The sequence below is a fragment of the Caulobacter sp. ErkDOM-E genome, from assembly GCF_048541895.1.
Taxonomy (GTDB): Bacteria; Pseudomonadota; Alphaproteobacteria; order Caulobacterales; family Caulobacteraceae; genus Caulobacter.
The window spans coordinates 3,757,052-3,776,537 of sequence record NZ_CP183331.1 but is presented as its reverse complement, the minus strand read 5'-3'; the positions used below and the strand labels follow the sequence as shown (position 1 = coordinate 3,776,537).

19 protein-coding genes and 2 pseudogenes are annotated in these 19,486 nt (G+C 67.9%); 9 read left to right on the top strand and 12 right to left on the bottom strand.

Going from position 1 to position 19,486, the window contains the following annotated elements; genetic code table 11:
• Nucleotides 1-45 precede the first annotated feature (45 nt).
• Entirely contained in the window at nucleotides 46-591 is a 546-nt protein-coding gene (locus tag ACN2C7_RS18425) for a TetR family transcriptional regulator (RefSeq protein WP_419318929.1), read from the top strand.
• A 131-nt stretch (nucleotides 592-722) separates the two neighbouring features.
• On the opposite strand, the gene ACN2C7_RS18420 is transcribed toward ACN2C7_RS18425, so the two are convergent.
• The 3 genes from ACN2C7_RS18420 to ACN2C7_RS18410 are packed head-to-tail and all read right to left on the bottom strand — an operon-like array spanning nucleotide 723 to nucleotide 3,264.
• Nucleotides 723-2,060: an ATP-binding protein gene (locus ACN2C7_RS18420; protein ID WP_419318928.1), complete on the bottom strand. Its 1,338-nt coding sequence runs from the start codon at nucleotides 2,058-2,060 to the stop codon at nucleotides 723-725.
• Nucleotides 2,060-2,761: a response regulator gene (locus tag ACN2C7_RS18415; protein WP_419318927.1), complete on the bottom strand. Its 702-nt coding sequence runs from the start codon at nucleotides 2,759-2,761 to the stop codon at nucleotides 2,060-2,062. The genes ACN2C7_RS18420 and ACN2C7_RS18415 overlap by 1 nt, the downstream gene beginning before the upstream one ends.
• On the bottom strand, nucleotides 2,758-3,264 hold the full coding sequence (locus ACN2C7_RS18410; protein ID WP_419318926.1) for a MarR family winged helix-turn-helix transcriptional regulator: 507 nt from the start codon (nucleotides 3,262-3,264) through the stop codon (nucleotides 2,758-2,760). Before ACN2C7_RS18410 ends, ACN2C7_RS18415 begins: the two co-directional genes overlap by 4 nt.
• A 31-nt stretch (nucleotides 3,265-3,295) precedes the next feature.
• On the opposite strand from ACN2C7_RS18410, the gene ACN2C7_RS18405 reads away from it, so the two are divergent.
• Nucleotides 3,296-3,442 carry a hypothetical protein gene (locus ACN2C7_RS18405; protein WP_419318925.1) on the top strand — a complete coding sequence of 49 codons (147 nt, stop codon included), beginning with the start codon at nucleotides 3,296-3,298 and terminating at the stop codon, nucleotides 3,440-3,442.
• A gap of 63 nt (nucleotides 3,443-3,505) precedes the next feature.
• On the opposite strand, the gene ACN2C7_RS18400 is transcribed toward ACN2C7_RS18405, so the two are convergent.
• The 7 genes from ACN2C7_RS18400 to ACN2C7_RS18370 form a co-directional block, all read right to left on the bottom strand.
• Nucleotides 3,506-5,554, bottom strand: coding sequence for a TonB-dependent receptor plug domain-containing protein (locus ACN2C7_RS18400; RefSeq protein WP_419318924.1), 2,049 nt, complete (start codon nucleotides 5,552-5,554; stop codon nucleotides 3,506-3,508).
• 396 nt (nucleotides 5,555-5,950) lie between these two features.
• Nucleotides 5,951-6,946, bottom strand: coding sequence for a tetratricopeptide repeat protein (locus tag ACN2C7_RS18395; RefSeq protein ID WP_419318923.1), 996 nt, complete (start codon nucleotides 6,944-6,946; stop codon nucleotides 5,951-5,953).
• 139 nt (nucleotides 6,947-7,085) lie between these two features.
• A complete protein-coding gene (locus ACN2C7_RS18390; RefSeq protein WP_419318922.1) occupies nucleotides 7,086-7,502 on the bottom strand; it encodes a DUF4870 family protein in 417 nt (138 codons plus the stop codon).
• A gap of 3 nt (nucleotides 7,503-7,505) precedes the next feature.
• A complete protein-coding gene (locus ACN2C7_RS18385; protein WP_419318921.1) occupies nucleotides 7,506-7,871 on the bottom strand; it encodes a DUF4870 family protein in 366 nt (121 codons plus the stop codon).
• Nucleotides 7,872-7,967: 96 nt separating this feature from the next.
• Complete coding sequence (locus ACN2C7_RS18380; RefSeq protein WP_419318920.1) at nucleotides 7,968-8,519, bottom strand: hypothetical protein; 552 nt, start codon at nucleotides 8,517-8,519, stop codon at nucleotides 7,968-7,970.
• On the bottom strand, nucleotides 8,519-8,926 hold the full coding sequence (gene folB, locus ACN2C7_RS18375; RefSeq protein ID WP_419318919.1) for a dihydroneopterin aldolase: 408 nt from the start codon (nucleotides 8,924-8,926) through the stop codon (nucleotides 8,519-8,521). Before folB ends, ACN2C7_RS18380 begins: the two co-directional genes overlap by 1 nt.
• A 13-nt stretch (nucleotides 8,927-8,939) precedes the next feature.
• Nucleotides 8,940-9,707, bottom strand: a complete 768-nt coding sequence (locus ACN2C7_RS18370; protein ID WP_419318918.1) for an SDR family oxidoreductase — start codon at nucleotides 9,705-9,707, stop codon at nucleotides 8,940-8,942.
• Between the two features lie 176 nt (nucleotides 9,708-9,883).
• Between ACN2C7_RS18370 and ACN2C7_RS18365 the strand changes: the two genes are divergently transcribed.
• The 5 genes and pseudogenes from ACN2C7_RS18365 (at nucleotide 9,884) to ACN2C7_RS18345 (ending at nucleotide 13,538) form a co-directional block, all read left to right on the top strand.
• The gene (locus tag ACN2C7_RS18365; RefSeq protein ID WP_419318917.1) at nucleotides 9,884-10,354 is read left to right on the top strand and encodes an NUDIX domain-containing protein; all 471 of its coding nucleotides are present in this window, start codon (nucleotides 9,884-9,886) and stop codon (nucleotides 10,352-10,354) included.
• Nucleotides 10,355-10,459: 105 nt separating this feature from the next.
• Nucleotides 10,460-11,899 (top strand): aldehyde dehydrogenase family protein, encoded by a 1,440-nt coding sequence (locus ACN2C7_RS18360; protein WP_419318916.1) that lies wholly within the window; start codon nucleotides 10,460-10,462, stop codon nucleotides 11,897-11,899.
• A gap of 90 nt (nucleotides 11,900-11,989) precedes the next feature.
• Complete coding sequence (locus ACN2C7_RS18355; RefSeq protein WP_419318915.1) at nucleotides 11,990-12,835, top strand: hypothetical protein; 846 nt, start codon at nucleotides 11,990-11,992, stop codon at nucleotides 12,833-12,835.
• A gap of 61 nt (nucleotides 12,836-12,896) precedes the next feature.
• Nucleotides 12,897-12,986, top strand: a pseudogene (locus ACN2C7_RS18350) (hypothetical protein); the annotation flags it as partial.
• 108 nt (nucleotides 12,987-13,094) lie between these two features.
• A complete protein-coding gene (locus tag ACN2C7_RS18345) occupies nucleotides 13,095-13,538 on the top strand; it encodes a GNAT family N-acetyltransferase (protein WP_419318914.1) in 444 nt (147 codons plus the stop codon).
• A 178-nt stretch (nucleotides 13,539-13,716) separates the two neighbouring features.
• On the opposite strand, the gene ACN2C7_RS18340 is transcribed toward ACN2C7_RS18345, so the two are convergent.
• On the bottom strand, nucleotides 13,717-14,649 hold the full coding sequence (locus ACN2C7_RS18340; protein WP_419318913.1) for a CPBP family intramembrane glutamic endopeptidase: 933 nt from the start codon (nucleotides 14,647-14,649) through the stop codon (nucleotides 13,717-13,719).
• Nucleotides 14,650-14,926: 277 nt separating this feature from the next.
• Here ACN2C7_RS18340 and ACN2C7_RS18335 point away from each other — a divergent pair, with 277 nt between their 5' ends.
• A complete protein-coding gene (locus ACN2C7_RS18335; protein ID WP_419318912.1) occupies nucleotides 14,927-16,795 on the top strand; it encodes an AMP-binding protein in 1,869 nt (622 codons plus the stop codon).
• A gap of 25 nt (nucleotides 16,796-16,820) precedes the next feature.
• A pseudogene (locus tag ACN2C7_RS18330) lies at nucleotides 16,821-16,916 on the top strand (hypothetical protein); the annotation flags it as partial.
• Between the two features lie 75 nt (nucleotides 16,917-16,991).
• Here ACN2C7_RS18330 and ACN2C7_RS18325 read toward each other — a convergent pair.
• Nucleotides 16,992-19,409 (bottom strand): M20/M25/M40 family metallo-hydrolase, encoded by a 2,418-nt coding sequence (locus tag ACN2C7_RS18325; RefSeq protein ID WP_419318911.1) that lies wholly within the window; start codon nucleotides 19,407-19,409, stop codon nucleotides 16,992-16,994.
• Nucleotides 19,410-19,486: the final 77 nt, after the last annotated feature.

Sequence of the window (19,486 nt, the reverse complement as noted above, 5' to 3'; positions counted from 1 at the left end):
CGCATCGCCTTGCCATCGTCCCCGGCGCCCGCCATCTGAGTGGGCATGACCGCCGCTGAAGACATTCTCGACCGCGCCGCCGCCGCCGCCCTGGCCCTGGCGACTGACAGGCCTTGGCATTTCATCGCCCTGCGCGACATCGCCCTGAAGGCCGAGATCCCGTTCGCCGAGCTGTACGCCCTGGCCTCGGGCAAGGGCGCGGTGCTGGCCCACCTGTCGACCCGCTTTGACCGCGCCGCCCTGGGCACGGTCTCGGCCGACGAGGCGACCTCGCATGACCGCCTGTTCGACGCCGCCATGGCCCGGCTGGAGGCCATGGAGCCGCACCGCGCGGCGCTGATCGCCATAGCGGCTTCCGAGGGGCTGGTGGTCTCGGCCCTGCGCTTTCCCAAGACGGCGCGGGCCATCCTCGAGGCCGGCGGCGTGGAAGCCACGCCGGTTCGGCTGGCGGCGATGACCGCGGTCTGGGCGCGCACGGTCCAGGTCTGGCGCGACGACGAGGGCGCGCTGAACCGGACGATGGCCGAGCTCGACAAGCGCCTCAAGCAGATGGCCGAGCGGCTCTCGAAGATCGGGGCGGGGTTCGAGTAGCTAGTCCTCCCCCTGATGGGGGAGGTGTCGCCATAGGCGACGGAGGGGGAAGTGACGGCTGACCCATTGCGGTCTTCCCCCACCGGCCTCCGGCCGCCTCCCCCTTCAGGGGGAGGGCTTTGATCGCCGCCCTACGGCAACCGCATCACCGCCCGCAGCCCGCCCATCGTTGACCGCTCCAGCACCAGGTCGCCGCCCAGGCCGCGCGCCATGTCGCGGGCGATGGCCAGGCCCAGGCCGACGCCCTTTTCGTTCTGGTTGCGCGATTCATCCAGCCGGTTGAACGGCTTGAAGGCTTCCTCGTAGCGATCCTCGGGGATGCCCGGGCCGTCGTCCTCGACGACGATCTCGACGCCGCCGGTGATCCGCGCGGCGGCCGTGACCTTCACATGATCGCCATAGGCCTTGGCGTTGTCGATCAGGTTGGCCAGCGCCCGCCTGAAGGCGTTGGGACGCAGCTCGACGGTCAGTTCGGGCGGCACGCTGGACTCGACGGCAGCGCCAGCCCGGAGCGCCGCCGCCACCACGCCGCCGATCAGCTCGGCCAGGTCGACGGTCTGGGGCGCTTCCCCGCCCTCGCCGCGGGCGAAGGCCAGGTACTCGTCGATCATGTGCTCCATCTCGGCCAGATCGCCCTTCATGGCGTCCATCCGCTCGCACGGCTCGGCCAAGGCCATTTCCAGCTTCAGGCGGGTCAGCGGCGTGCGCAGGTCGTGGCTGACGCTGGCCAGCAGGGCGGTGCGCTGTTCGATATGGCGCTGGATGCGGGCCTTCATGGCCAGGAAGGCCATGGCGGCCTGGCGCACCTCGCGCGCGCCGTGCGGCTTGAAGTCGATATCGCCGCCGCGCCCGAAGGCGTCGGCCGCGTCGGCCAGGCGCTCAATGGCCCGCACCTGGTTGCGGATGAACAGGATGGCCACCGCCGTCAGCAGCAGGGTCGCCACCACCATCCAGACGATGAAGATATGGCCCTGGGTGGCGAAGGCCCGGTCGCGCAGGGCGTAGATCTGCAGCACCCCGCCGCTCACCTGCACGCGGATGTCGATATAGGCGGTGTAGCGGGTGGTATCGAACCAGAACGGCACGTTCAGCCGGTCGGCCAGGGCGTCCTGCAGCGAGCGGTCGAGCGCCGGAACCAGCGAGGTGCGCCGGCTGGTCGGCAGCTTCTTGCCCTTCTGGAAGGCGATGGAGAGGGCCAGGGATTCCTCGGCCCGGTCGGCCAGCTTGGTTACGGCCTCGGGACTGGGATCGTCCTGATAGCTGGCCACCGCCCAGGCGACGTCGCCGGCCAGGCCTTCGGACAGGCGGCTGTTCACCGTCTGCCAGTGGGCGTCGAAAAAGGCCCAGGTCACGGCGATCTGCATCACCGCCACCGGCAGGACGATGATCAGCAGCGAGCGGCCAAACAGCGAGGTCGGCAGCCAGCGCTTGATCTGGCGGGGGATGTAGAGCTTGGCGCGCAGGCGCATCAATCCGGCGCCAGCCGATACCCAATGCCGCGCACCGTCTGCAGATAGCGCGGGTTCTTCGGATCCGGCTCGATCTTGCGGCGCAGGCGGGTGACCTGAACGTCGATGGCCCGGCCGGTGGCGTCGGCGGTGTCGCGGGCCAGTTCCAGGCGGTCGACCGGCTCGTGGGCCGAGCGGGCCAGGCGGCGCATCAAGACCACTTCGGCCTCGGTCAGGCGCACCGGCTGGCCGTCGCAGGTCAGTTCGCCGCGCTCGGGCTCGAACGAGCAGCGGCCCAGGGACAGCTCGCGCGGGCCGGTGGGCCGGGCATTGGTGCGGCGCAGGATGGCCTCGATGCGCAGCAGCAGTTCCTGCGGCTCGAACGGCTTGCCCAGATAGTCATCGACCCCGTGGCTCAGGCCCTCGATGCGGTCCTGGGTCTGGTCGCGGGCTGTCAGCATCAGGATCGGGGTCTTGCCGGTCTCGCCGCCCATGGCCCGCAAGCGCTTGGTGAAGGCCATGCCGTCCTCGCCCGGCATCATCACGTCCAGCACCATCAGGTCAAAGTCCAGCGAGCCGCACAGTCGGTCGGCGCCGGCCGCGTCGGCGGCGGTGCTGACCCGAAAGCCGGCCCGGACCAGGAATTCCTTCAGCAGCTTGCGGATGCGGTCGTCGTCATCGACGACCAGCAGATGGCGTTCGCGGCGTTCCTCGGGCGTCATGCCACCACTCTACGCGTCGGACCCACGCCCTGTCTCGGCCCGGCGAGAGCCGCCAGGATGCGGCGCGTACCCGCCACCCCGTCCAGCCCGCCGGTGCGATAGGCCTTGGCCAGCAGGGTGCGCAGCCGGTCGGCGGTGCGAGCCTCGAAGGCCACGCCCTCCGGCGTCAGCACGGCGGGCTTGCGCCGGCCGTCCAGATCGCCCGAGCCGCGCTCGACCAGCCCCGCCTTGGTCAGGTCGGCCAGGGTGCGGCTGGCGGCCTGCTTGGACAGGCTGGTCAGTTTGGACAGGTCCTGCACGCCGATGCCGGGCCGGCGACGCAGCAGGAAGGCGGCCCGCCAGTGCGAGCGGCCCAGGCCCAGGCCCTCGGCTTCCAGGGCCGTGTCGACCGCCGCCCACAGGGCCGCCTCGGCCAGCAGGATCAGCTCCAGGCCGCTGTCCAGCTCTTCCTCGCGCAGGATAAGCCGGGGGTCGGCCGCGCCTTGCTGCAGGGGGGCTATCATCGCCGTTGAGTCCACTTGTCTGTCGGTCGGAATGTCGGGAGGTCCAGGGCGCACGGTGGCCGAGATCGACGAGGCCCGCAAGGCGAGCACGACCCAGAACAGGCGCGGCGGCCGTTCTGCGTGCTCGATCACCGGCCGTGACGAAGAGATGAGCGGTGTTTCAGCGGCGCGGCCCTGAACGACCAAGCCGCCCGGGATCGCTCCCGGACGGCTCGCGGAGGTCCTGGCGTGTGGCCCGACTTCAGAAGGTCTTGCGCAGGCGCAGCGAGACGAAGGTGTTGGGGTTGATGGCGCGGTCCTCGACGAAGGCCACGGCGCGGGTCGTGCGGTTGGCATAGACGGTGCGCTTCTGGCTGTAGTCGTCCCAGAGGTTCAGCTGGGCGCGGATCGCCAGGGTCGGGGTCGGCTTGTATTCGACGAAGGCCTCGTAATACTGGGCGCCGCGCCAGACGCTGGTCTGGTCCGGATCATAGGTGCCCTGGCCCAGCAGCGGCAGCCAGTTGATCCCCCACTGGGTTTTGTAGCGCACCAGATCCTGCTGGAAGCCCAGATTAGCCTGGGTGGGGCGAACATTGGAGATCGGCCGGTCCTTGCCCGTGGTGGGGTCGGTGACGTGGGTCTCGTTCCAGTCGTTCTTGAAGGTGAAACGACCGCCCGGGATGCCCAGCCTGTCGACCGGCACGACGATGTTGACCGACAGCTTGTCCAGCGTGCCGTCGCCGATATTGCCGGTCGCCGACAGGCCGCCCGGCAGGGGCAGGCGGTCGATCACGCCGATGATCTCGTCGTGGCGATAGCCGATCGAGACGATGCCCTCGCCCCAGAACCGGCGCTCATAGGTCAGTTCGGCGATCCAGCGCTGTTCCGGTTCCAGATCGACATTGCCGCCATAGACGGTCCCGTCGTCCAGCTCGGCCGAGGCGGCGAAGTCGCCGAAGTCCAGCTGGCCCAGTTCGCGCTCGAAGCGGAACCGGACCTGGTTCTTGTCGGCGGGCGTCCAGGTGGCCAGCAGGCGCGGCTTGGCGAAGAAGAAGCTCTTTTCCTGGTCGGCGTCGCCCGACTGCTTGATGGTCGAGGTTTCCAGCCGCAGGCCGCCTTCGAGGCTGAGTTTGGGGTTCACCCGCCAGGTGGCCTTGGAGAAGGCCTCGCCGCGGGTTTCCTCGACCTTGACCGAGGTCGAGGGCAGGGGCACGGCCACGCCGCCCTGGGTGAAGGCCTGGTCGACTTCCAGCATGTTGTAGGCGACCTCGCCGCCGACCTCGAGGGTCAGGGACGCCGAACGCTCGCTGCGCACCAGGGCGCGGAAGATCGACTCGGACGATTCGCCCTCGGCGCTGAACTTCTGCTCGGGTCGGGCGACGCCGCCCAGGGTCTCCTTGCCGGTCGAGACCTCGTCGAAGGTCTCGAACTCGTGGATCGCACGGGTCTCCAGCGTCCAGCCTGGCGCGATCGGGCGGGTCCAGGTCAGGCCCAGCTCGCCGTCCTTGTCTTCGTTTTGGTAGTCGCTTTCGCGCTGGGCCACGGGCGAACGCTGCACGGTCCACTGCTGCCAGTCGCCGACGCCGTAGCGGGCGGTGGCGTCCAGCTTGCCGCCGGCCACGGGGCCGTTGAAATTGCCGCGGATCGAGCGGCCGCCGCCCCAGCCGTCGTTCTGATAGAATTCATCGCGGGTCACTGCGCCGGTCCCGTCGCGGCGGATCGTGCGGCCCGGACCGTTGGAGTCGCTGGTGCCCATGCCGTCCGACAGGGTCACGCCCCAGCTGCGCTCGCCCTCGCGGGCGGTAAACTGGTAGGAGCCGCCAAAGACGTCGTGCCCGCCGTCGAACAGGAAGGCGTTCATCGTCAGGATCGACTGGCGGCTGGCGGTGGTCTTGAGGATCACGTTCACGATCACCGAATAGCCCTGCATGTCGACGCCGGCCGCGCCGCCGCGGATCAGTTCGATGCGCTCGACCTGGTTGGCGGGGGTGCGCGACATCACGCTGGAGCCGGTATCGTTCTTGGAGGCCGGGCGATTGCCGTTGATCAGGATGTTGCCGACCGCGCCCTCGAAACCGCGCGCGCCCGAGCCGTCATTGACCGAAAAGCCCGGTACGCGGTTGATCATGTCCAGGGCGGTGTTGGGGCGCTGGGCGGCGAAGAAGTCGGGCTGGAAGACCAGAACGCCGCGCTGGCTGGCGTCGCCCGCGACCGCGCTGGCCGGCGCCGGCGTTTCGGCCGTCTGGGCCGCGAAGGCCGAGCCGGCGGTCAGGACAAGCGCTGTGGTGGCCAGCAGAATGGTTCTGGTCATCGATTTCCCCCTCGAACTTACGCAGAGAGGTCTGCCGGTCTGGTGCGTTTATCTCAAGTTACAAGGGTGAAAGGTTTTTGTATCTCTGTAATCATTACATGGAGTTCATGTTTCGAACATTCAGATCAGAGAGTTGATGGATATTGTATTTGAGAAATGATTGATCTTTCCGCGTCTCGCCATGTCTATATCTGGTCAGCGTTCACCAGAGCCCCTCGAGATCGGGTTTTTGAGTTTCACTGACCGACGCTTGCCTTCAGCTCCCGCGCCGGGGCTTGGGCGTCGAGTTCAGCATCACGGCGGCGCACAGGCGTTCTCCCGGCAGCAGCCAGGGCGTCTCGCCAGTTATCGCGCGTTTCCCGGAGCTACGGGTTTCTCAGGCGGGAAAACGCGAGGTCAGGTCGAGACCTTGGCCTCAAGCTCGGCCAGCCGCTGGCGGGTCAAGGCCAGGTCCGAGCCGAACCGCGCCGGGTCGGCGGCCGCCAGCCGCGCAGCGACGTCATAGCTTTCGCGATAGAGATCCAGCGCCCGCATGCGGTGGCCGCGATCTTCACGCAGGTCGGCCAGACGCTCCAGCGATACGGACAGGGCGCGCTGGGCCCCCGGGTCCCCGGCTTCGCGGCCGCCGCTGGACCGGCGCAGGGCCAGGGATTCCTCGAAGGCCGACAGGGCGTCGTCGAGGCGGCCCTCGGCCTCGGCCACGTCGCCAACACCCGCCAGGGTTCCAGCCAGCAGTTCCATGGCGTTGAGGTCGCCGGGCGCGGCGCGCAGGGCGTCGCGGGCGTGGGAGACGGCGGTGTCATAGGCCTCGGCGGCGTCGTCCATCTGACCCTGGCTGCGCGCGAAATCGCCCAGGTCGCGATAGACGGTGGCCAGTTCGCGGTCGCCGCTGGCGGCGCCCTTCATGGCGATCAGCAGTCGGGCCGCCTCGGACCAGGATTCGGCCCGGGTCTGGGCGATCATGCGCTCGCGCAGGTGGGCGAAGGTGTCGCCTGCGGGTGCGGCGGGCTTGGCCGGCGCAGGGGCCTGCCGAGTCACTGGGGCCGGAGGGCGCGCCGCAGCCGGCGCCGGCGAGACGTTGAGTACGGGCGTGGCGATGGGCGCGAAGTCCTGGGCCGGCGCGATGACCGGCGCGGCTTCCAGGCCGCCTTCGAGGTCCAGGGCGACAGGACCCGTCTTTCGCCGCTTGGGCTTGGGGCGAGGCGTCAGGGCGGCGACGACGAATACTCCCCCGAGTATCGCCGCCGCCGCACCGGCTAATGGTCGATGCGGCTCAAACGGTCCGAGATCGAGATGCGCGGCCCAGCTTCCCAGCTGCCCCCAGCCTGCGACCACGTATCCCGACGTCGCCAGGATCGTCCCCAAGATGATCCCTACGATGCGAGCCAGCATGCCGCCCCCTCCAAGACGTCCATTCGCCAGGAGCCACAGGTCAGCCGAGCCGGGCCCTGCCGTCGAGCCGTCTCAACTGGCAGGGGAAGTGCGTGCCGAAAGACGACGCTCCGCAGGGCGCCGGCCGCGAAAGGCGCCTCTAAATCAGCCATGTCCGGGGTCTGGGGTAGGCTTCGCCGCGCGCCAGATAGTAGATCCCGACGCCGCAGCGGACCGCGAACCACACGCCGACCGTTCCCAGAATGAAGATGCCGGCCAACAGTACGGGTATGCCGATCAGAATGATCGACAGCACGCCGCCGAACAGAGTCATCATGGCGCCGATCAGGAACCAGCCGATGGTCATCCAGAAGGTGCGGATGGCGAAGGTGTAGTGGCTCTCGTTGATCGGTCCCGCCGTCGAACGGTTGGCATAGGCCACGATCAGGCCGACGATGGTGGTGGCCGCGCAACTGGCGAAGCCCAGCAGATACAGACCATAGACGACGGCCGGCAGGACCTTGTCCTCTTCGGCGCGGACCGTGGGCGGCAGGCCGGGCGTTGAAACGTCGGTCATGGCTCAGAGCATCCAGTTCTTGGGGGTGGGATAGGCCTGGCCCTTGAGCAGGAACGACAGGCCGATGATGCTGCGCACGGCGATCCACACGCCCAGGGCGGCCAGCAGGAAGATCCCGATCCCGATCACGGTCAGCGCCCCGCCGACGATGGCGAACAGCAGCGACAGCCAGAAGGTGCGGATGGCGAAGGTGTAGTGGCTCTGCAGCCAGTCGGGCGCGCCCTTGCGGCTGACATAGGCCAGGATCACGGCGATCACCGAGGTGACGCCCCCGGTGATCAGTCCCGCCAGGGTGAGGGCGTAGACGATGATCGGCAGGGTCTTCTCATCCTGCAGGGGCGGTGGGACGGCGGGGTCGAGATCGGTCACTGTGAAGCTGAACCTTGGAAAACGATGGTGTCCCAAGGATCGTCCTTATCGGCGATCGATGCAAATGAAGGTCCCGTAACCCTGGGCGTCGCGGCTCTAGGGCAGCAGGTCCCGCGGCGGGTCGCGCGGATCAAAGCCATCGCCGCGCGACAGCCAGGGCAGGGCGGCCAGCAGCAGGATCAGCACGAAGCTCATCCGCGCGGCCATGTCGATCCCGACCCCGGCCATGCCGGCGCTGAGCGACGAGACCAGCAGGGCGACGACGCCGATGGCCAGCAAGCCGGCGACCCAGGTCAGGGCCGGGCGGGCTTCGATGCGGGCCAGGTCGAAGCGGGCGGCGGGGGCGGCGTCGGCGGCCTGGCGCGACAGGGCGCGCACGAAGGTCGAGAAGCTTTCCAGCCGGTCCTCGACATGGCCGGGCCCAGCATAGCTCTGGGCGATGATGACCATCCGGGCGCGGCCAAAGCTCAGCTGCAGCACGCGGCGGTGTCCGCCCCTGGGCGCGGCGGCCAGGCGAAAGCGGGTCAGGGCGCTGAGGGGAAAGCCGCGCACCCGAACGCCGCGCGTCTCGACCAGCGTCCCGTCCTTCAGCGTCCAGACCGTTTCCGGCTGGAGCGGCGCGAGGCGGGCGCTGTGGGTCGGATCCATTATGCGCGGACGGCGGTGATTTCCACGCCGGCGGCGGCGGCGTGTGGGGCCAGGGCCAGGGGCTTTTCGACCCGCACGCGGGCGCGGGTCACGCGGCTGTCGGCGAAACAGGCCTGGGCCAGGCGCTCGGCGAAGGTCTCGACCAGGTCGATATGGCCCTCGTCGGCGATGGCGCGGGCGGCCTCGCCGATGGTCTCGTAATTGACGGTGTCGCCCAGGCGCTCGCAGTGGCTGGCCGCGACGTCCAGCTCGACATCGATGACCAGCGGCTGGCGGCGGCCGTGCTCGTGGTCATAGACCCCGATCCAGGCTTCCACCTTGAGCGCGCGCACGAAGACCTTGGTCACGATCACGCGGGCGACCGGAGCCGAATCGGCGGTGTTTTCGGCGAGGGGAGAGGCGGCCAAGCGGCGCCCTTTCTTAGGGTGCGACGATGTCGGGCGTGCGCCAGGCCAGATGCTGCCCGGCGTCCACGGCGATCATCTGGCCCGTGACCGCCCGTGCGTCAATCAGATAGCGCAGGGCGGCGGTCAGGTCGTCGGGGGTGGCGCGGCGCTGCAACAGGGTACCGGCCGCTTCGGCCTCGAACTCGCCGGGGGCCTGATGGACGTTGGGCAGGGTCGGGCCAGGGCCGATGGCGTTGACCCGGATGCGCGGGGCCAGGGCCTGGGCCAGGGTCTGGGTCGCCCACCACAGGCCGGCTTTCGACAGGCTGTAGCTGAAGAACTGCGGATTGGGCCGCCAGACGCGCTGGTCGACGATATTGACGATCAGGCCCTCGGCGTCGCCCGGCAGGGCGGCGGCGAAGGCTTCCGCCAGCACGATCGGGGCCCGCAGATTGGTTTCGAGATGGCTGTCCCACAGGGCGCGGTCCAGCGATCCGACGCGGTCGTCCTGGAAGCTGGAGGCGCTGTTGACCAGCAGGGTCAGGGGGCCCAGCGGAGCGGCGCGGGCGATCAGGCCCGCGACCTGGGTCTCGTCCGAAAGCTCGGCCGACAGGGCGATGGCCCGGCGGCCCAAGGCCTGGACGGCGGCCACCGTTTCGGCGGCTTCGCTGGAGTCGCCGCGATGATGCACGGCCACGTCATAGCCGGCGCGCGCGGCTTCCAGCGCCAGGGCCTGGCCGATCCGACGCCCCGCGCCGGTGACCAGGGCCGCGCCCCGTCCCCCCGCGCGGTCCGGGCTCATGGCTGGCTTAGTCGAGACGGCCGAACTCGAAGTAGTTGAGGGCCAGGAAGACGCCGATGAAGGCGCCGATAACGAGGATCGCGATCATGACGCGGCTCCATTGAAGACCAAGGGTCCTGCGGCTTTAGCGAGGCGGGGGCCTGACCGCAAGACCAAGGACAGCTATCGTCCCCGCCATGCTATGGCACCGACGCATCGAACCCTTCACCCGCCCCCTGGTCTATGCCTGGTTTCGCTGGAACCGGGGGCTGACGCTGGGGGTGCGCGGGCTGGTCACCGATGGCGAAGGCCGGGTGCTGCTGATCCAGCACACCTATATTCCTGGCTGGTACCTGCCCGGCGGCGGGGTCGAGCGGGGCGAGACGGCGCAGCTGGCGCTCTGCCGCGAATTGCAGGAAGAGGCCGGCATCCGTGTGCTGGGCCGGCCGCTGCTACTGTCGGCCCATTCCAACGAGCCGCGCCACCCCGGCGACCACGTGCTGGTCTATCGGATCACCGCCTGGGAGCCCTGCCAATCCTCGGCCCAGGGCGAGATCCACGCCGTCGGCTGGTTCGCCCCCGACGCCCTGCCAGACGATATCAGCCCCGGCACGCGACGGCGGATCGCCGAGGCTCTGGACGGCGTCGACAGCGATGTGATGTGGTGAGGGCTTCCCACATGAACGCCGATCATTAAAATGGTTGTTTGAACAAGGCCCGCCGCTTCCTAAATCAGAGCGGACCTCAATTCCCCCAAAGGGCAGGAGCACAGCATGCGCGACTACACCAAGTTCTATATCGACGGGGCCTGGGTCGATCCGGTCGCGCCCAAGACGCTGGACGTGATCAATCCGGCCAATGAAGAGGTCTGCGGCCGCATCTCGATGGGCGGCGTCGCCGATGTCGACAAGGCGGTCATGGCCGCCCGCAAGGCGTTCGAGACCTTCAGCCTGACCAGCCGCGAAGAGCGCATCGACCTGCTGGAACGCATCGTCGCAGAATACCAGAAGCGCTTCGAAGACATGGCCAAGGCCATCACCGAGGAAATGGGCGCCCCCGCCTGGCTGGCCCAGCGCGCCCAGGCCGCCATGGGCATCGGCCACGTCCAGACCGCCATCGCGGTGCTGAAGAACTACAAGTTCGAGGAAGACCGCGGCACGACCCGCATCGTGAAAGAGCCGATCGGCGTCTGCGCGTTCATCACGCCGTGGAACTGGCCGGTCAACCAGATCGCCTGCAAGGTCGCCCCGGCCCTGGCCACGGGCTGCACCATGGTGCTCAAGCCTTCGGAAATCGCCCCGTTCAGCGGCTATATCTGGACCGAGATCCTGCACGCCGCCGGCGTGCCGCATGGCGTGTTCAACCTGGTCAATGGCGACGGCCCGGTGGTGGGCGCGGCCCTGTCCAGCCATCCTGAAGTCGACATGGTGTCGTTCACCGGCTCGACCCGGGCCGGCATCGAGGTGGCCAAGAACGCCGCCCCGACCGTCAAGCGCGTGCACCAGGAACTGGGCGGCAAGAGCCCCAACATCATCCTCGAAGACGCCGACTTCCAGCGCGCCGTCACCGGCGGCGTCGCCTCGGTGATGATGAACTCGGGCCAGTCGTGCAACGCCCCGACCCGCATGCTGGTGCCGGGCAAGAAGATGGACGAGGTCATCGCCATCGCCCGCGCCGCCGCCGAGGCCCACACCGTCGGCGACCCCAACGGCAATTCCAAGATGGGCCCTGTCGTCTCCGACGTGCAGTGGAACAAGATCCAGGGCCTGATCCAGAAGGGCATCGACGAAGGCGCCACCCTGGTCAGCGGCGGCGTCGGCCGTCCCGAGGGCCTGGACAAGGGCTACTACGTCAAGCCCACCGTCTTCGCCAATGTCACCAACGAGATGACCATCGCCAAGGAAGAGATCTTCGGCCCGGTCGTCGCCATCCTCGGCTACGACACGGTCGACGAGGCGGTGAAGGTCGGCAACGATACTGAATATGGCCTGGCGGCCTATATTTCGGGCGGCGACGAGGGTGAGGTCCGCAAGGTGGCCTCGCGCCTGCGGGCCGGCCAGGTGATCCTCAACGGCGCCGGCTCCGACCTGATGGCCCCGTTCGGCGGCTACAAGATGAGCGGCAACGGCCGCGAATGGGGCGACCACGCGTTCGGCGAGTTCCTCGAGACCAAGGCGATCCTCGGCTACGCGCCGAAGGTGGCGGCGGAGTAGGGGTTACCTGCTGAGGTTTGAGTTTGGAGGGGCGGGGTCGAAAGGCTCCGCCCCTTTTACTTTTTTATATGTTTATATAAACGTGGAAGCATGGCCGAGGAACATGTCGACGCATCTTTCCTCTATAATGGGCAACCCATATTAGGTGATGATGCCTTTCTGCGCCGATTGCCTGCGGGTTTTTCAAGTGAAGAGAAAATCCGGTTTGAAGCGCTAGTATTTATCTCAGATACTTTGACTTGGGCTTTTCAGGCAATTCGACTGGGCGCGCTGAGGTGTGCGGAGCGCGGTATTGCGACAACTTGCGAGCGAGCGGAATTGTTCGCAGCGGCGTGGTCTATTGTTGACAGCGTTCACGCTGCTCGAACCATAATAAATACGATTGCAAAAAATGGTGCCGGTCCAAAAACTCGTGATTTCATAGAATCTACGAGCGATTTCACGCTGCTTCGAAATGACATGGATCATCTAGATCAAAAAGTTGCCGGTCTCGCAGGCGCGAAAGGTCACCGGCGTCCTTTATTCGGGGCCCTGTCATTTTTCTACTCGAAGCAATCAGATCTCATAGAAGGTCCGAATGGGCCGCATCTTTCTCGCGGGGCTTCCATAATTATTAGTGCGGGGGCGCCAGGTGCTGCAGAGTTGATGCCGCTTAGCATTCCGCGTGGGGAAGTAATTGCTTTTCCAATCGATCTCTTCCGCCTTAGCGCTTTTAAGTACGAAATATTACTAGCGCCTCCGATCGCGAAGTTCGCTGGCTTCATCCGCCACCTCAATGAGAGCGTCGAGGAATCTGTGAAAAGGCAAGCGATGGATCACGTCGAGAAGAATGGCGGGGTGATAGAGGATGTGATGAATTCAAATCCTTTTGGAATGATAATTCGAGCGGAAATAGAGTTTCCTCTTGAATATAACGTGAAAAGTAGCATCGATTAGTGCTGGTTTCGTTCAGTTTTTAGACGTCCCCGCGTCTCACCAAGCCCTTCATCTCTCGTAGGCAGCGGAGCGCCGGGACCCAGGGGCAACCGCAGTGCGCCGGCCCCTGGGTCCCGGCGCTCCCGCCCTGAAGGGCGTCCGGCCGGGATGACAAGGTTTTGGTTATGGGAGATCGGGTTGAGGGGCGCGCGGGAATGACGGGAGGTTTTGGGGCCGAGCACGAATTGCCCGGCCTCCGCCGCCGGACTAGCCTCGCTGCATGATCACCCTGCGCCGTCTCCGCCCTGATGAAGGTCTCGCCGCCGCAGACCTGCACCGCCGTGGCGGTGCGCTGATCCCGGGCTATGACACCGCGCTGCATACGGCCGAGGAATACGCGGTCTTCTACCGCGACCAGGTGATGGTCGACGGGCCGGTCTGGGGCGCGTTCGAGGGCGAGGTCCTGCGAGGCCATGTCGCCCTGCTGCCCGGCTGGATCGACCATCTGTATGTCGATCCGGACGTCCATGGGCGCGGGATCGGCAGCGCCCTGGTGCGGCTGGCGCAGGGCCAGCAGGATGAGCTGCGGCTCTATACGTTCCAGTCAAACACGCGGGCGCGGGCGCTCTATGAGCGGCACGGCTTCGGGATCGAAGAGCTGACCGATGGGGCTCGCAACGAGGAGAAGATGCCGGACGTGACGTACGTCTGGCGGCGGGGGTGACGGGCGAAATCCCTCTCCCCTTGCGGGAGAGGGTGGGCCGCGACAGCGGCTCGGGTGAGGGGTTGAAGAACGGCGCCGCCGCGACGGCGGACCGGCTGGGCGCGGGCGGACGGGGCGATCGACCCCTCACCCGGCCCTTTGGGCCACCCTCTCCCGCAAGGGGAGAGGGAAGGTCAGCCTAACCCAGCCCCGGCGCCGAATAGCGCTGCCCCTGACGCATCGCGCCGGTGGCCAGGAAATAGACCACGCCGGCCAGCAGCACGGCGCTGGTCGCCACGCTGGCTTCCGGGCCGAAGGCGCCGCCGGTCAGCCACCAGGGGGCGCCCTGGGCCGGGGCGAGGTCGACGACCAGGCTCTGGACGGCGATCTTGCCGCCGCTGACGTCCAGGCCAAAGCCGACGCCCAGCAGGGTGTTCCACATCGAGTGCCAGGCGCAGACGCCCCACAGCGAGCCTTCCTTGATCGCATAGAGGCTGATCATCACGGCAAACAGCACCAGATTGACCAGGGCCAGGACCAGTTCCGGCGACGGCTCGATATTGCCGGCGTGCAGCAGGGCGAAGATCAGCGAATTGATGAGGATGGCGACGACCAGGCCATGGCGCGAGGCCACCAGCTGCATCAGCCAGCCGCGCAGCATCAGCTCCTCGGTCGCGCCCTGCACCATGAAGCCGCCGAAGATGCAGAGGATCGGCAGGAACAGGGCCGGGGAGGGGCCGGTCCAGACGCCGAAACCTTCGATCTTGTAGCCGCCCAGGGCCCAGGCCAGACCGATCGAGGCAAACAGGAAGCCGGCGCCGACCAGCAGGCCGCGACCATAGCGCAGCAGCGCGTCGCCATTCAGGCCCAGGGTGGCGGGAGAACGACGCTCGAACAGCCAGGCCCAGGCCAGGACCAGCAGGGCGGTGAAGCCAAAGCCCAGAAGCTGGATGGTCAGGGGCTGCCACTGGGTGGCCAGGTCGGCCTGGTGAAAGCCCATCGGCTTGAGAATGCCGAAGATGGTCAGCAGTTGGCCGGCGATGAAGAACAGCACGATCAGCGGGATCGCGGCCGCCGTCCAGGTGCGGCGATGGCGCGTCGTGCGCGGCGCATAGAGTTCGACGTGTTTCATGATCTAATACAGGCGGTGTTTTCGCCTTACCAATCTGTAATGATGGGTGGATGCTGCGTGTATTAGCGTCGGAATTGTGGTCCTGTGTATTTAAATATTTGTCACCTGATGTCGTCTGTCCTTGTTTTCGACCGGTGAGGGGCCCCCGTGGCCGGTCAGGGGTGACGGCGGCCCCGCGTCGGCCCCCGCGTCGGCCATGAGCCATCTTGCCGTTCGCCGGCATTGCGCTAACGTCTCGCCCCAAAGAGAACAATGATAACCTACAGGGAGCGAGACCATGACGCCTTCGGATGGCGCGTCGCCTTTGCGCGATGTCAGCACGGTGGCTTTCAAGCCTCTGCCGATGAAGGGGCCCGAGGTCAGTGTCGACTATCGGCCTGACGGCTCACTGGTCATCACCTCCAACCACGCGCCCGGCGAGGGGCCGCGCTCCATCGCTCACCTGTTGGCGCAGAAGGCCGGCGAGCACTCTGAGCGGCCCTATCTGAAGCAGCGCGAGCCCGGTCACGGCCCCTGGCGGATGACGACCTATGGCGAGGCCTTCCGCGCCGTTGAGGGGATCGCCCAGTGGCTGCTGGACCAGGGCCTGACCAGCGCCGACAGCGTGATGATCCTGTCGGGCAATTCGATCGAGCACGCCCTGATGACCCTGGGCGCCTACACGGCCGGGGTTCCGGCCGCGCCGATCAGCCCGGCCTACAGCCTGATCTCGAGCGACCACGCCAAGCTGAAGCACTGTTTCGACAAGGTGGCCCCGCGGGTGATCTTCGCCCAGAGCGGGGCGCTGTTCGCCAAGGCGCTGGAGACGCTGAAGGCCATCGACCCGACCGTGCTGGTGGTCACCGCAGACGGAACCGGCGAGGGCGCAGTGAGCTTCGCCGACATCGCCGCCACGGTCCCGACCCTCGCGGTCGAGGCCTCGCGCGAGACCCTGGGCTCGGCGACGGTGGCCAAGTACCTGTTCACCTCCGGCTCGACCGGCATGCCCAAGGCCGTGCCCCAGACCCACGGCATGATGGCCGGGGTGATCGCCGGCCAGGACGGCCTGAAGCTGGAGGAGCCCGAGACCGGCGAGGTTCCGCAAAGCCTGGAATGGATGCCGTGGAGCCACATCTCGGCGGGCAATATCGGGTTCAACGCCGTTCTGTGGGCCGGCGGAACCCTGCATATCGACGAGGGCAAGCCCTTGCCCGGCATGTTCGAGACCACGATCAAGAACCTTTACGAGGTCTCGCCGATCGTGTTCGGCTCGGCCCCGATCGCCTTTTCCATGCTGGCCGAGGCGATGGAGAACGACCCGGTGCTGCGCGCCTCGTTCTTCAAGAACCTGCGCTATATGGGCTATGGCGGCGCGACCCTGTCCAACGACGTCTATACCCGCATCCAGGCCCTGGCCGTCGCCGAGACCGGCCAGCGCATTCCGCTGACCACCATGTATGGCGCGACCGAGACCCAAGGCATCACCGTCACCCACTGGATCACCGAGCGGGTCGGTCTGGTGGGCCTGCCCCTGCCGGGCATCCAGCTGAAACTGGCCCCCAGCGGCTCCAAGTTCGAGGTGCGGGTCAAGGGGCCGACCGTAGCGGCGGGCTACCACAAGGATCCCGAGAGAACCTCGGCGGCCTTTGACGAAGAGGGCTTCTATCGCCTTGGGGATGCGGCGCGGTTCGTCGATCCGGAAGACCCGGCCAAGGGGCTGGTGTTCGACGGCCGGGTGACCGAGGACTTCAAGCTGGACAGCGGCACCTGGGTCAGTGTCGGGGTGCTGCGCCCCGACCTGGTGGCCGCGTGCAGCCCCTATATCGCCGACGCGGTGATCTGCGGTCAGGATAAGGGCTTCATCGGCGCGCTGTTCTGGCCTTCGCCCTCGGGGCTGATGGCCCTGGTCGCCGATCCGGGACCCGGCACGCCGATGGAGAAGCTGACCGCCTTCCTGCGCGAGCGGCTGGCGGCGTTCAACGCCGGGGCCGGTGGCTCGTCGCGCCGCATCGCCCGCTTCACCGTGATGACCGAACCGCCCTCGATCGACGCCGGCGAGATCACCGACAAGGGCTATGTGAACCAGCGCGCGACGCTGGAGCGCCGCGCGGCCCTGGTCGAGGCGCTGTACGTCGATCCGCCGCCGGAGGGCGTGGTGGCGGTATAACGCCGCCCTCATCCGTTGATGAGACATCAGAAGCTCTAAAAAACCTTGTCATCCCGGCCGTAGCGCAGCGGAGAGCCGGGACCCAGGGGTGACCGCAGTGCGCCGGCCCCTAGGTCCCGGATAGCCTCTGCGAGGCTTCCGGGATGACATGGTTTTTGAGGGCTTCAAGGCGTGCTTGGATCTCTGGCTCTTCCGCCTACCAGGCCAGCCGGGCATGGGCCAGGACGGCGGTCTTGTCCGACATGCCGGTGGCCATCAGCTCGGGCGGCTTGGTGGCGGGCGGCGCGGCGTCCATCGGCCAGCCGTCGCGCATCTCCATCACGGCGGCCTCGACCCGGCCCGTCGCCTCGGATGTGAAGCTGAGCGTGACGCCGTTGGGGTCGGGGGCGTGATAGGTCACGGTCGACCAGGCGTCGGGCTGGCTGTTCAGGATGATCGGCCGGCCGTTCAGGCGCGGATCGTGCAGAGCGGTCGAGGCGCGGATCTTCAGGCTCAGCACCTCGGCGCCGGGGCCGGGGATGACCCGCACGATCAGGCGGTCGCCGGAGCGTTCGGCGGTCAGGATCGGCGGGGCGATCTCGACGGCGCGGGTCTGGGCCGTCCAGATCGGATCGGCGTGGAACGGCGGCAGGGCCTGCATCTTCAGGTCCACCCCGCCGTCGGCGATCAGGACCGTGCGGGTCCAGTCGTCCAGCTGCGGCATCGATGAGACCCGCCAGGCCTTGCCCGTCGAGGGATCGGCCAGATGATGGGCCTCGGTCAGGTTGGGCCGGTCGGCCGAGGCGGCGGGGACGGCGGCGGTGATCACGAGGCCCAGGCCCGTCACGACCAGCACGACCACACCGGGCCAGCCCCAGCGTGACTGCGCGAAATCGAAGGTGATCGGCACCAGGGCGGGGGTGGCCAGCAGCACGAAGACAGCCAGGACGGCGGGCTCCATCAGGCCGATCCCGGCGAAGGTCCAGGCGCCCCAGGCGGTCAGCTGGGCGATGGTCAGGGTGGCCAGCACGCTCATGGCCAGGGTCATGGCCAGGGCCACGCGGCGATCGCGGGTGCCGCCCAGGCCCATGGCCAGGGTCGCGCCCAGGCCGGCCAGCAGCAGCGGCCAGACCAGCATCACCGTCGCGCCGGGGGCCAGGATCTGGGCGGTCAGGGACAGCAGCAGCAGGATGACCAGCCCGCCGATCCAGACGCCCAGCACCCCGACCCGCGGGCCCAGCGCCGCCCAGCACAGCACGCCGACCGCAGCGCCCAGGCCCAGACCGACGGGATCAAACCCGCCGACCAGGCTGCAGGCCCCGCCCAGGGCGATGGCGGCCAGGCTGGGCCAGATCCGCCGCGCGCCCCGCGCCTGGGCCGTGATCACCAGCAGCCCCGCGCCGACGCCCAGGGCGCCCGCCCCCAAGAGCAACAGGTCAAAGCGGCCCAGCAGGTCATACAGCCTCTGTCCGTCGCTGACGTTGAGCAGTCGGCCCAGCAGGTGCAGCACCAGGGCGCTGGCCAGCAGCAGCAGCACGGCGCCGGCCACGCCGCGAACGATCTCCAGCGGCGAGGTCACCCCGCCGCTCAGGGCGCGCCAGGTCACGAAGCCGATCATCGCGGCGGCCAGGGCCAGTAGCGCCCAGCCGATGGCCGTCGAATAGCTGATCAGCACCAGACCCAGAACGTCGGAATAGATCACGTTGGGCGTCTTGGCTGGGAGTGTCTGGCCGTCGGCCAGGGCCCGGGCGATGGGCAGAACCTGGTCGCCGATGTGCTGCAGGCTGCCCTGGTCCAGCCGCTCGGGCGTCGACAGCGGCGTGTGATAGGCCAGCTGGTTATCGATCAGGGCGAAGTTCAGCCCAGGCAGCCCGGCTTCCACCGCGTGGGTGAAATCGGTGTCGTTGGGCATGCGCTCATAGACGGTCGAGGCCAGGGAATTGGCCGAGGGGCGGGCGGCCTCGCGGGCCATCACGGCCATCAGGGCGCCGTTCTCGGGTCCGGTCTGGAACATGGCCGCGCGGCCTGCGTCGCCCCGGGCCTCCATGTTCAGCACCACCCCGACCCGCTTGGCGGTGGGGTCGCGGGCGAAGAAGGCGTCGGCGCCCAGCAGACCCGCCTCTTCGCCGTCGGTGAACAGGAAGATCACGTCGCGGGCCGGCGGCGGGCCGGCCTTCAGGGCGCGGGCGATCTCCAGGGCCGCCGCCGCCCCCAGGGCGTCATCGGCGGCGCCTGGGGAATTGTGCACCGAATCGTAGTGGCTCATCACCAGCACGGCGGGCAGGTCGCGGTCCTGTCCGGGCAGGACGCCGACCACGTTCTGCACGGCCGCGACGCCCAGGGACCGGCCGTCCTTCGAATAGGGGCGGAAGCCCTCGCCCGGCCGGACCGAAACCTCCAGGCCCAGTTCGCCAATCCGGGTCAGCAGGTGGTCGCGGACCCGCACGATGTCGACCGAGCCGGTCGGGTGGGGGCGCTGGGCCATGGCCCGCACATCGTGCATGGCGCGCGTGGCCGAGAAGGCGGCGGCCGGGGCCGAGGCGCCGACGGGCTGGGGCGTTCGCTGGGCCAAGGCGCCCACGGCGACGCCAATGGCCAGGCATATCCAGAAGCCCAGTATCCTGATCGTCTTCACGGCCTGCCTCGCGATCGAATCCTCTGCACAGGGTGCGTCGGCTGGGCGGCGATCGGAAGGCCAAAAGAAAAAGGGCG